Source organism: Bacillus sp. 3a (assembly GCF_017161885.1).
Taxonomy (GTDB): domain Bacteria; phylum Bacillota; class Bacilli; order Bacillales; family Bacillaceae; genus Bacillus; species Bacillus safensis.
Genome location: NZ_CP067376.1, coordinates 355,930 through 368,891 on the forward strand (window position 1 = coordinate 355,930; position 12,962 = coordinate 368,891).

The 12,962-nt window shown below is 49.9% G+C and carries 1 protein-coding gene, 9 tRNA genes and 5 rRNA genes; all 15 read right to left on the minus strand.

Translation table 11 applies throughout. The features are described from left to right. Window positions 1-16: 16 nt before the first annotated feature. The 15 genes from JJ692_RS01630 to lysS all read right to left on the minus strand — a co-directional run bounded on the left by JJ692_RS01630 (window position 17) and on the right by lysS (window position 12,892). A 23S ribosomal RNA gene (locus tag JJ692_RS01630) occupies window positions 17-2,947 on the minus strand. A gap of 182 nt (window positions 2,948-3,129) precedes the next feature. Further along, window positions 3,130-4,678: ribosomal RNA gene (locus tag JJ692_RS01635) — 16S ribosomal RNA — on the minus strand. A 170-nt stretch (window positions 4,679-4,848) separates the two neighbouring features. After that, window positions 4,849-4,924 (minus strand) — tRNA-Ala (locus JJ692_RS01640). A gap of 8 nt (window positions 4,925-4,932) precedes the next feature. After that, window positions 4,933-5,009 (minus strand) — tRNA-Pro (locus JJ692_RS01645). Between the two features lie 7 nt (window positions 5,010-5,016). Further along, a tRNA-Arg gene (locus tag JJ692_RS01650) sits at window positions 5,017-5,093 on the minus strand. Window positions 5,094-5,103: 10 nt separating this feature from the next. Beyond that, window positions 5,104-5,189: transfer RNA gene (locus JJ692_RS01655), tRNA-Leu, on the minus strand. A gap of 12 nt (window positions 5,190-5,201) precedes the next feature. Further along, window positions 5,202-5,273: transfer RNA gene (locus JJ692_RS01660), tRNA-Gly, on the minus strand. 30 nt (window positions 5,274-5,303) lie between these two features. Further along, window positions 5,304-5,386, minus strand: a tRNA-Leu gene (locus JJ692_RS01665). Between the two features lie 8 nt (window positions 5,387-5,394). Next, a tRNA-Lys gene (locus JJ692_RS01670) sits at window positions 5,395-5,470 on the minus strand. Between the two features lie 37 nt (window positions 5,471-5,507). After that, window positions 5,508-5,583: transfer RNA gene (locus JJ692_RS01675), tRNA-Thr, on the minus strand. 33 nt (window positions 5,584-5,616) lie between these two features. Then, window positions 5,617-5,692 (minus strand) — tRNA-Val (locus tag JJ692_RS01680). Window positions 5,693-6,211: 519 nt separating this feature from the next. Then, window positions 6,212-6,327, minus strand: a 5S ribosomal RNA gene (rrf, locus tag JJ692_RS01685). Window positions 6,328-6,388: 61 nt separating this feature from the next. After that, a 23S ribosomal RNA gene (locus tag JJ692_RS01690) occupies window positions 6,389-9,319 on the minus strand. 182 nt (window positions 9,320-9,501) lie between these two features. After that, window positions 9,502-11,050 (minus strand): 16S ribosomal RNA (locus JJ692_RS01695). The 16S, 23S and 5S rRNA genes sit together here with 9 tRNA genes alongside, the layout of an rRNA operon. 342 nt (window positions 11,051-11,392) lie before the next feature. Then, complete coding sequence (gene lysS, locus JJ692_RS01700) at window positions 11,393-12,892, minus strand: lysine--tRNA ligase (RefSeq protein ID WP_024427180.1); 1,500 nt, start codon at window positions 12,890-12,892, stop codon at window positions 11,393-11,395. Window positions 12,893-12,962 lie beyond the last annotated feature (70 nt).

Sequence of the window (12,962 nt, forward strand, 5' to 3'; positions counted from 1 at the left end):
GCTTCACAATAGAATATAGGTTAAGTCCTCGATCTATTAGTATCTGTCAGCTCCACGTGTCACCACGCTTCCACCTCAGACCTATCAACCTGATCATCTTTCAGGGATCTTACTTCCTTGCGGAATGGGAAATCTCATCTTGAGGGGGGCTTCATGCTTAGATGCTTTCAGCACTTATCCCGTCCGCACATAGCTACCCAGCGATGCCCTTGGCAGAACAACTGGTACACCAGCGGTGCGTCCATCCCGGTCCTCTCGTACTAAGGACAGCTCCTCTCAAATTTCCTGCGCCCGCGACGGATAGGGACCGAACTGTCTCACGACGTTCTGAACCCAGCTCGCGTACCGCTTTAATGGGCGAACAGCCCAACCCTTGGGACCGACTACAGCCCCAGGATGCGATGAGCCGACATCGAGGTGCCAAACCTCCCCGTCGATGTGGACTCTTGGGGGAGATAAGCCTGTTATCCCCGGGGTAGCTTTTATCCGTTGAGCGATGGCCCTTCCATGCGGAACCACCGGATCACTAAGCCCGACTTTCGTCCCTGCTCGACTTGTAGGTCTCGCAGTCAAGCTCCCTTGTGCCTTTACACTCTGCGAATGATTTCCAACCATTCTGAGGGAACCTTTGGGCGCCTCCGTTACATTTTAGGAGGCGACCGCCCCAGTCAAACTGCCCACCTGACACTGTCTCCCTGCCCGATAAGGGCAGCGGGTTAGAAGGTCAATACAGCCAGGGTAGTATCCCACCGATGCCTCCACCGAAGCTAGCGCTCCGGTTTCCAAGGCTCCTACCTATCCTGTACAAGCTGTACCAACATTCAATATCAGGCTGCAGTAAAGCTCCACGGGGTCTTTCCGTCCTGTCGCGGGTAACCTGCATCTTCACAGGTACTATAATTTCACCGAGTCTCTCGTTGAGACAGTGCCCAGATCGTTGCGCCTTTCGTGCGGGTCGGAACTTACCCGACAAGGAATTTCGCTACCTTAGGACCGTTATAGTTACGGCCGCCGTTTACTGGGGCTTCAATTCGCACCTTCGCTTACGCTAAGCGCTCCTCTTAACCTTCCAGCACCGGGCAGGCGTCAGCCCCTATACTTCGCCTTACGGCTTCGCAGAGACCTGTGTTTTTGCTAAACAGTCGCCTGGGCCTATTCACTGCGGCTTCTCGGGGCTTTAACACCCTAAGAAGCACCCCTTCTCCCGAAGTTACGGGGTCATTTTGCCGAGTTCCTTAACGAGAGTTCTCTCGATCACCTTAGGATTCTCTCCTCGCCTACCTGTGTCGGTTTGCGGTACGGGCACCTCTCACCTCGCTAGAGGCTTTTCTTGGCAGTGTGGAATCAGGAACTTCGCTACTAAATTTCGCTCGCCATCACAGCTCAGCCTTTACGGGAAACGGATTTGCCTATTTCCCAGCCTAACTGCTTGGACGCGGATATCCAATACCGCGCTTACCCTATCCTCCTGCGTCCCCCCATTGCTCAAATGGTGAGGAGGTGGTACAGGAATATCAACCTGTTGTCCATCGCCTACGCCTTTCGGCCTCGGCTTAGGTCCCGACTAACCCTGAGCGGACGAGCCTTCCTCAGGAAACCTTAGGCATTCGGTGGACGGGATTCTCACCCGTCTTTCGCTACTCATACCGGCATTCTCACTTCTAAGCGCTCCACCAGTCCTTCCGGTCTGGCTTCACAGCCCTTAGAACGCTCTCCTACCACTGTTCGTAAGAACAGTCCGCAGCTTCGGTGATACGTTTAGCCCCGGTACATTTTCGGCGCAGAGTCACTCGACCAGTGAGCTATTACGCACTCTTTAAATGGTGGCTGCTTCTAAGCCAACATCCTGGTTGTCTAAGCAACTCCACATCCTTTTCCACTTAACGTATACTTTGGGACCTTAGCTGGCGGTCTGGGCTGTTTCCCTTTCGACTACGGATCTTATCACTCGCAGTCTGACTCCCAAGGATAAGTCATCGGCATTCGGAGTTTGACTGAATTCGGTAACCCGGTAGGGGCCCCTAGTCCAATCAGTGCTCTACCTCCGAGACTCTTACCTTGAGGCTAGCCCTAAAGCTATTTCGGAGAGAACCAGCTATCTCCAGGTTCGATTGGCATTTCACCCCTACCCACACCTCATCCCCGCACTTTTCAACGTGCGTGGGTTCGGGCCTCCATTCAGTGTTACCTGAACTTCACCCTGGACATGGGTAGATCACCTGGTTTCGGGTCTACGACCACGTACTCATGCGCCCTATTCAGACTCGCTTTCGCTGCGGCTCCGCATCTTCTGCTTAACCTTGCACGGGATCGTAACTCGCCGGTTCATTCTACAAAAGGCACGCCATCACCCGTTAACGGGCTCTGACTACTTGTAGGCACACGGTTTCAGGATCTATTTCACTCCCCTTCCGGGGTGCTTTTCACCTTTCCCTCACGGTACTGGTTCACTATCGGTCACTAGGGAGTATTTAGCCTTGGGAGATGGTCCTCCCGGATTCCGACGGAATTTCACGTGTTCCGCCGTACTCAGGATCCACTCTGGAGAGAACAATATTTCAGTTACAGGGCTGTTACCTTCTTTGGCGGGCCTTTCCAGACCTCTTCGCTTATATCATTCCTTTGTAACTCCGTATAGAGTGTCCTACAACCCCAAGAGGCAAGCCTCTTGGTTTGGGCTGTTCCCGTTTCGCTCGCCGCTACTCAGGGAATCGCATTTGCTTTCTCTTCCTCCGGGTACTTAGATGTTTCAGTTCCCCGGGTATGCCTTCTCATACTCTATGTATTCAAGTATGGATACTACTCCATTACGAGCAGTGGGTTTCCCCATTCGGAAATCTCCGGATCAAAGCTTGCTTACAGCTCCCCGAAGCATATCGGTGTTCGTCCCGTCCTTCATCGGCTCCTAGTGCCAAGGCATCCACCGTGCGCCCTTTCTAACTTAACCATTTCTTACTTTAGAAAGAATCACTATGTGTGATGAACTTTGCATTGCATTCAATGTGAATGTATTACTTATTGTTATCTAGTTTTCAAAGAACAATCCTGTCTCGCTAGAGACATGTTTTGAAGGAATGATCCTTCAAAACTAAACAAGACGAAAACGCACGCTGCTCCATATATCCTTAGAAAGGAGGTGATCCAGCCGCACCTTCCGATACGGCTACCTTGTTACGACTTCACCCCAATCATCTGCCCCACCTTCGGCGGCTGGCTCCATAAAGGTTACCTCACCGACTTCGGGTGTTGCAAACTCTCGTGGTGTGACGGGCGGTGTGTACAAGGCCCGGGAACGTATTCACCGCGGCATGCTGATCCGCGATTACTAGCGATTCCAGCTTCACGCAGTCGAGTTGCAGACTGCGATCCGAACTGAGAACAGATTTATGGGATTGGCTAAACCTTGCGGTCTTGCAGCCCTTTGTTCTGTCCATTGTAGCACGTGTGTAGCCCAGGTCATAAGGGGCATGATGATTTGACGTCATCCCCACCTTCCTCCGGTTTGTCACCGGCAGTCACCTTAGAGTGCCCAACTGAATGCTGGCAACTAAGATCAAGGGTTGCGCTCGTTGCGGGACTTAACCCAACATCTCACGACACGAGCTGACGACAACCATGCACCACCTGTCACTCTGTCCCCGAAGGGAAAGCCCTATCTCTAGGGTTGTCAGAGGATGTCAAGACCTGGTAAGGTTCTTCGCGTTGCTTCGAATTAAACCACATGCTCCACCGCTTGTGCGGGCCCCCGTCAATTCCTTTGAGTTTCAGTCTTGCGACCGTACTCCCCAGGCGGAGTGCTTAATGCGTTAGCTGCAGCACTAAGGGGCGGAAACCCCCTAACACTTAGCACTCATCGTTTACGGCGTGGACTACCAGGGTATCTAATCCTGTTCGCTCCCCACGCTTTCGCTCCTCAGCGTCAGTTACAGACCAGAGAGTCGCCTTCGCCACTGGTGTTCCTCCACATCTCTACGCATTTCACCGCTACACGTGGAATTCCACTCTCCTCTTCTGCACTCAAGTTTCCCAGTTTCCAATGACCCTCCCCGGTTGAGCCGGGGGCTTTCACATCAGACTTAAGAAACCGCCTGCGAGCCCTTTACGCCCAATAATTCCGGACAACGCTTGCCACCTACGTATTACCGCGGCTGCTGGCACGTAGTTAGCCGTGGCTTTCTGGTTAGGTACCGTCAAGGTGCGAGCAGTTACTCTCGCACTTGTTCTTCCCTAACAACAGAGCTTTACGATCCGAAAACCTTCATCACTCACGCGGCGTTGCTCCGTCAGACTTTCGTCCATTGCGGAAGATTCCCTACTGCTGCCTCCCGTAGGAGTCTGGGCCGTGTCTCAGTCCCAGTGTGGCCGATCACCCTCTCAGGTCGGCTACGCATCGTCGCCTTGGTGAGCCATTACCCCACCAACTAGCTAATGCGCCGCGGGTCCATCTGTAAGTGACAGCCGAAACCGTCTTTCATCCTTGAACCATGCGGTTCAAGGAACTATCCGGTATTAGCTCCGGTTTCCCGGAGTTATCCCAGTCTTACAGGCAGGTTACCCACGTGTTACTCACCCGTCCGCCGCTAACATCCGGGAGCAAGCTCCCTTCTGTCCGCTCGACTTGCATGTATTAGGCACGCCGCCAGCGTTCGTCCTGAGCCAGGATCAAACTCTCCGAGGTATGCAGGATGCATATCACACATGCGTTGCTACACGATGTAGCGAACTTAGCATGTGATCATTTCCTGCCTCGCCAGTTTGACTGACTACCTATGAAGTTTCATAGGATTTTTTTATAAAAACTCGAATTAACAGGTACGTTTTGTCTTGTTTAGTTTTCAAAGATCATATTGGTGGAGCCTAGCGGGATCGAACCGCTGACCTCCTGCGTGCAAGGCAGGCGCTCTCCCAGCTGAGCTAAGGCCCCATAAAAGATGGTCGGGAAGACAGGATTCGAACCTGCGACCCCTTGGTCCCAAACCAAGTGCTCTACCAAGCTGAGCTACTTCCCGATCTTAATGGCGCGCCCGAGAGGAGTCGAACCCCTAACCTTTTGATCCGTAGTCAAACGCTCTATCCAATTGAGCTACGGGCGCTTATTTATAATGCCGAGGGCCGGACTTGAACCGGCACGGTAGTCACCTACCGCAGGATTTTAAGTCCTGTGTGTCTGCCAATTCCACCACCCCGGCGTGGATGGTATAAGCGGAAGACGGGATTCGAACCCGCGACCCCCACCTTGGCAAGGTGGTGTTCTACCACTGAACTACTTCCGCATTACAGGATTTCTTTATTTTATTTGGCAATGCGGGTGAAGGGACTTGAACCCCCACGTCATAAAGACACTAGATCCTAAGTCTAGCGCGTCTGCCAATTCCGCCACACCCGCATGAAACATGGTGAGCCATGAAGGACTCGAACCTTCGACCCTCTGATTAAAAGTCAGATGCTCTACCAACTGAGCTAATGGCTCGCTTTAAAAGCGACTTGTCTATCTTACCATATGAAAGTGGTGCCGGCAAGAGGACTTGAACCCCCAACCTACTGATTACAAGTCAGTTGCTCTACCAGTTGAGCTACACCGGCTTTATCTATCCTAACATTATGTAAGAATAAATATGGTGGAGGATGACGGGCTCGAACCGCCGACCCTCTGCTTGTAAGGCAGATGCTCTCCCAGCTGAGCTAATCCTCCACTATGTAGGAATCTCTCGATCCGACAAAGATTATTATATACAGGTTTTAATCATTTGTAAAGGCTATATTAAAAAAATTTTATTTCAATTTTCATTGCGTATTTCTTTTAACAAATGATCGTCATTTCACCTATTCAAACAGCTGCTGTTCCACGTTCAGCAGCTGAACTTCTCTCTTCTATATTCTCTTTTAAAACGTTCGATTCCTTCAGAAATATTAGCAGTCCCTCATTTTTATACTTTAATGATATATGTAATCTCTTTAGCCGTAAGCATTTATAAAAATCATATAGGCTTACACATCTTTAATTTCCCTATATAAGCTGATACTCTATCTCTCTATTGTTTTTTATAGATATGTTTTATGCGATAGGCTCATTTTCTCTTTATATCCAAGTATTTTACACGCTGCTTGTGGACATAAAATGAAGCCACGATCTTTTATCAAACAAGTGAATGTATGTACCCTCAACTTGCACAAAAAAGACCAGTTCCGACTGGAACTGATCCTTATAGAAGCTTGGCGGCGTCCTACTCTCACAGGGGGAAACCCCCAACTACCATCGGCGCTGAAGAGCTTAACTTCCGTGTTCGGTATGGGAACGGGTGTGACCTCTTCGCTATCGCCACCAAACCTGATGGAGAGAATGTTCTCTCAAAACTAGATAACAATGTTCATGCTTCACAATAGAATATAGGTTAAGTCCTCGATCTATTAGTATCTGTCAGCTCCACGTGTCACCACGCTTCCACCTCAGACCTATCAACCTGATCATCTTTCAGGGATCTTACTTCCTTGCGGAATGGGAAATCTCATCTTGAGGGGGGCTTCATGCTTAGATGCTTTCAGCACTTATCCCGTCCGCACATAGCTACCCAGCGATGCCCTTGGCAGAACAACTGGTACACCAGCGGTGCGTCCATCCCGGTCCTCTCGTACTAAGGACAGCTCCTCTCAAATTTCCTGCGCCCGCGACGGATAGGGACCGAACTGTCTCACGACGTTCTGAACCCAGCTCGCGTACCGCTTTAATGGGCGAACAGCCCAACCCTTGGGACCGACTACAGCCCCAGGATGCGATGAGCCGACATCGAGGTGCCAAACCTCCCCGTCGATGTGGACTCTTGGGGGAGATAAGCCTGTTATCCCCGGGGTAGCTTTTATCCGTTGAGCGATGGCCCTTCCATGCGGAACCACCGGATCACTAAGCCCGACTTTCGTCCCTGCTCGACTTGTAGGTCTCGCAGTCAAGCTCCCTTGTGCCTTTACACTCTGCGAATGATTTCCAACCATTCTGAGGGAACCTTTGGGCGCCTCCGTTACATTTTAGGAGGCGACCGCCCCAGTCAAACTGCCCACCTGACACTGTCTCCCTGCCCGATAAGGGCAGCGGGTTAGAAGGTCAATACAGCCAGGGTAGTATCCCACCGATGCCTCCACCGAAGCTAGCGCTCCGGTTTCCAAGGCTCCTACCTATCCTGTACAAGCTGTACCAACATTCAATATCAGGCTGCAGTAAAGCTCCACGGGGTCTTTCCGTCCTGTCGCGGGTAACCTGCATCTTCACAGGTACTATAATTTCACCGAGTCTCTCGTTGAGACAGTGCCCAGATCGTTGCGCCTTTCGTGCGGGTCGGAACTTACCCGACAAGGAATTTCGCTACCTTAGGACCGTTATAGTTACGGCCGCCGTTTACTGGGGCTTCAATTCGCACCTTCGCTTACGCTAAGCGCTCCTCTTAACCTTCCAGCACCGGGCAGGCGTCAGCCCCTATACTTCGCCTTACGGCTTCGCAGAGACCTGTGTTTTTGCTAAACAGTCGCCTGGGCCTATTCACTGCGGCTTCTCGGGGCTTTAACACCCTAAGAAGCACCCCTTCTCCCGAAGTTACGGGGTCATTTTGCCGAGTTCCTTAACGAGAGTTCTCTCGATCACCTTAGGATTCTCTCCTCGCCTACCTGTGTCGGTTTGCGGTACGGGCACCTCTCACCTCGCTAGAGGCTTTTCTTGGCAGTGTGGAATCAGGAACTTCGCTACTAAATTTCGCTCGCCATCACAGCTCAGCCTTTACGGGAAACGGATTTGCCTATTTCCCAGCCTAACTGCTTGGACGCGGATATCCAATACCGCGCTTACCCTATCCTCCTGCGTCCCCCCATTGCTCAAATGGTGAGGAGGTGGTACAGGAATATCAACCTGTTGTCCATCGCCTACGCCTTTCGGCCTCGGCTTAGGTCCCGACTAACCCTGAGCGGACGAGCCTTCCTCAGGAAACCTTAGGCATTCGGTGGACGGGATTCTCACCCGTCTTTCGCTACTCATACCGGCATTCTCACTTCTAAGCGCTCCACCAGTCCTTCCGGTCTGGCTTCACAGCCCTTAGAACGCTCTCCTACCACTGTTCGTAAGAACAGTCCGCAGCTTCGGTGATACGTTTAGCCCCGGTACATTTTCGGCGCAGAGTCACTCGACCAGTGAGCTATTACGCACTCTTTAAATGGTGGCTGCTTCTAAGCCAACATCCTGGTTGTCTAAGCAACTCCACATCCTTTTCCACTTAACGTATACTTTGGGACCTTAGCTGGCGGTCTGGGCTGTTTCCCTTTCGACTACGGATCTTATCACTCGCAGTCTGACTCCCAAGGATAAGTCATCGGCATTCGGAGTTTGACTGAATTCGGTAACCCGGTAGGGGCCCCTAGTCCAATCAGTGCTCTACCTCCGAGACTCTTACCTTGAGGCTAGCCCTAAAGCTATTTCGGAGAGAACCAGCTATCTCCAGGTTCGATTGGCATTTCACCCCTACCCACACCTCATCCCCGCACTTTTCAACGTGCGTGGGTTCGGGCCTCCATTCAGTGTTACCTGAACTTCACCCTGGACATGGGTAGATCACCTGGTTTCGGGTCTACGACCACGTACTCATGCGCCCTATTCAGACTCGCTTTCGCTGCGGCTCCGCATCTTCTGCTTAACCTTGCACGGGATCGTAACTCGCCGGTTCATTCTACAAAAGGCACGCCATCACCCGTTAACGGGCTCTGACTACTTGTAGGCACACGGTTTCAGGATCTATTTCACTCCCCTTCCGGGGTGCTTTTCACCTTTCCCTCACGGTACTGGTTCACTATCGGTCACTAGGGAGTATTTAGCCTTGGGAGATGGTCCTCCCGGATTCCGACGGAATTTCACGTGTTCCGCCGTACTCAGGATCCACTCTGGAGAGAACAATATTTCAGTTACAGGGCTGTTACCTTCTTTGGCGGGCCTTTCCAGACCTCTTCGCTTATATCATTCCTTTGTAACTCCGTATAGAGTGTCCTACAACCCCAAGAGGCAAGCCTCTTGGTTTGGGCTGTTCCCGTTTCGCTCGCCGCTACTCAGGGAATCGCATTTGCTTTCTCTTCCTCCGGGTACTTAGATGTTTCAGTTCCCCGGGTATGCCTTCTCATACTCTATGTATTCAAGTATGGATACTACTCCATTACGAGCAGTGGGTTTCCCCATTCGGAAATCTCCGGATCAAAGCTTGCTTACAGCTCCCCGAAGCATATCGGTGTTCGTCCCGTCCTTCATCGGCTCCTAGTGCCAAGGCATCCACCGTGCGCCCTTTCTAACTTAACCATTTCTTACTTTAGAAAGAATCACTATGTGTGATGAACTTTGCATTGCATTCAATGTGAATGTATTACTTATTGTTATCTAGTTTTCAAAGAACAATCCTGTCTCGCTAGAGACATGTTTTGAAGGAATGATCCTTCAAAACTAAACAAGACGAAAACGCACGCTGCTCCATATATCCTTAGAAAGGAGGTGATCCAGCCGCACCTTCCGATACGGCTACCTTGTTACGACTTCACCCCAATCATCTGCCCCACCTTCGGCGGCTGGCTCCATAAAGGTTACCTCACCGACTTCGGGTGTTGCAAACTCTCGTGGTGTGACGGGCGGTGTGTACAAGGCCCGGGAACGTATTCACCGCGGCATGCTGATCCGCGATTACTAGCGATTCCAGCTTCACGCAGTCGAGTTGCAGACTGCGATCCGAACTGAGAACAGATTTATGGGATTGGCTAAACCTTGCGGTCTTGCAGCCCTTTGTTCTGTCCATTGTAGCACGTGTGTAGCCCAGGTCATAAGGGGCATGATGATTTGACGTCATCCCCACCTTCCTCCGGTTTGTCACCGGCAGTCACCTTAGAGTGCCCAACTGAATGCTGGCAACTAAGATCAAGGGTTGCGCTCGTTGCGGGACTTAACCCAACATCTCACGACACGAGCTGACGACAACCATGCACCACCTGTCACTCTGTCCCCGAAGGGAAAGCCCTATCTCTAGGGTTGTCAGAGGATGTCAAGACCTGGTAAGGTTCTTCGCGTTGCTTCGAATTAAACCACATGCTCCACCGCTTGTGCGGGCCCCCGTCAATTCCTTTGAGTTTCAGTCTTGCGACCGTACTCCCCAGGCGGAGTGCTTAATGCGTTAGCTGCAGCACTAAGGGGCGGAAACCCCCTAACACTTAGCACTCATCGTTTACGGCGTGGACTACCAGGGTATCTAATCCTGTTCGCTCCCCACGCTTTCGCTCCTCAGCGTCAGTTACAGACCAGAGAGTCGCCTTCGCCACTGGTGTTCCTCCACATCTCTACGCATTTCACCGCTACACGTGGAATTCCACTCTCCTCTTCTGCACTCAAGTTTCCCAGTTTCCAATGACCCTCCCCGGTTGAGCCGGGGGCTTTCACATCAGACTTAAGAAACCGCCTGCGAGCCCTTTACGCCCAATAATTCCGGACAACGCTTGCCACCTACGTATTACCGCGGCTGCTGGCACGTAGTTAGCCGTGGCTTTCTGGTTAGGTACCGTCAAGGTGCGAGCAGTTACTCTCGCACTTGTTCTTCCCTAACAACAGAGCTTTACGATCCGAAAACCTTCATCACTCACGCGGCGTTGCTCCGTCAGACTTTCGTCCATTGCGGAAGATTCCCTACTGCTGCCTCCCGTAGGAGTCTGGGCCGTGTCTCAGTCCCAGTGTGGCCGATCACCCTCTCAGGTCGGCTACGCATCGTCGCCTTGGTGAGCCATTACCCCACCAACTAGCTAATGCGCCGCGGGTCCATCTGTAAGTGACAGCCGAAACCGTCTTTCATCCTTGAACCATGCGGTTCAAGGAACTATCCGGTATTAGCTCCGGTTTCCCGGAGTTATCCCAGTCTTACAGGCAGGTTACCCACGTGTTACTCACCCGTCCGCCGCTAACATCCGGGAGCAAGCTCCCTTCTGTCCGCTCGACTTGCATGTATTAGGCACGCCGCCAGCGTTCGTCCTGAGCCAGGATCAAACTCTCCGAAAAAGTACAAAACCGAAGTTTTGCTTTTCGCCAGTTTGACTGACTACCTATGAAGTTTCATAGGATTTTTTTATAAAAACTCGAATTAACAGGTACGTTTTGTCTTGTTTAGTTTTCAAAGATCATGTTCGTTATCGCTCGTAAGCGACTTTAATATCTTACCATTTTGCATCGGTTAAAGTCAAGAACTTTTTTCAATTTCTTTTTTTAACCTCGTTGCTGTTTTGCGGCAACGAATAATAATATACCACCTGGAATCTTTCCTTGCAATAGTTTTTTTAATAAAAGTTTCATTTTATGAAAAATAAAAAGCGCCATAGATAAAATGGCGCTTTGATTGATGTATTAGCGGTTTCTCATTTGCGGGAAAAGCAGTACATCTCTGATTGATGGAGAATTTGTTAAAAGCATGATTAATCGGTCGATCCCGATTCCTAAACCACCTGTTGGAGGCATGCCGTATTCTAATGCTTCAACAAAATCGTCATCCATTAGATGTGCTTCGTCATTTCCTTCTTCACGTTCTTTTAATTGAGCTTCAAAGCGTTCTCTTTGATCAATTGGATCGTTTAGCTCTGTGAATGCATTTGCATGCTCACGGCGCACGATAAACAGCTCAAAGCGATCTGTGAAGCGAGGATCTTCAGGATTTTTCTTAGCTAATGGAGAAATCTCCACTGGGTGTCCGTAAATGAATGTAGGCTGAACCAATGTTTCTTCTACTTTTTGCTCGAAGAACTCATTGATAATATGACCTACTGTCATATTTTTCGTGATTTCAACACCATGATCAGCAGCATGCTGTTTTGCTTCTTCTATAGACATCTCCTGCCAGAAGTCTACACCTGTTGCTTCTTTGACCGCTTCAACCATATGCAGTCTCTTCCATTCAGGTTTGAGATCAATTTCATCTTCTCCATATTGAATGGTTGTTGTTCCCAGCACCTCTTGGGCAATGTGGGCAATCAAGTTTTCAGTGAGATTCATGATGTCTTTGTAGTCTGCGTATGCTTCATACAGTTCGATCATAGTGAATTCTGGGTTATGACGAGTCGATACACCTTCATTACGGAATACGCGGCCAATCTCGTATACTTTCTCTAGACCACCGACAATTAGGCGTTTTAAGTGCAGCTCGATCGCAATACGCATATAAAGCGGCATATCAAGTGCATTGTGATGAGTAATGAAAGGACGCGCTGATGCACCACCAGGAATGCTGTGCATTGTTGGTGTTTCAACTTCTAAGTATCCTTTAGAATCTAAGTATCTTCTCATGGATTGAATGATTTTGCTTCGCATAATGAATGTCTGCTTACTTTCTGGATTTACAATGAGGTCAAGGTAGCGCTGACGATAGCGTTGTTCAACATCTTTTAATCCATGATATTTATCAGGAAGCGGGCGAAGTGCTTTTGTCAGAACCTCAAAGCTAGTCGCTTTAATAGAAAGTTCTCCTACATTTGTTTTAAAAACAGTTCCTGTTACACCGATGATATCGCCTAGGTCTGAGCTTTTAAATAATTCGTAAGCTTCTTCCCCTACACTATCTTTACGAACGTAGATTTGAATTTGTCCTTCTAAGTCTTGAATATGCGCAAAGCCAGCTTTACCTTTTCCGCGCTTTGTCATCATACGTCCAGCGATTGTTACTTGAGCCGCTTTTCCTTCTAAGTCTTCTTTAGAAAACTCGTCATATTCAGCGATAATTTGCGCAGATTGATGAGAACGGTCATATCGTTCACCGAATGGATCGATACCCTCTTCTCTCATTTTATTCATTTTGTCACGTCTGACCTGGAATTGGTCATTTAATTCTTCGTTATTAAGCCCTTCATTACTCATTTATATCACTCCAATAATGTATTTTGCAGAGAAAAGCAGAAAAACTGCCAGTACATGCACTAGCAGTGAG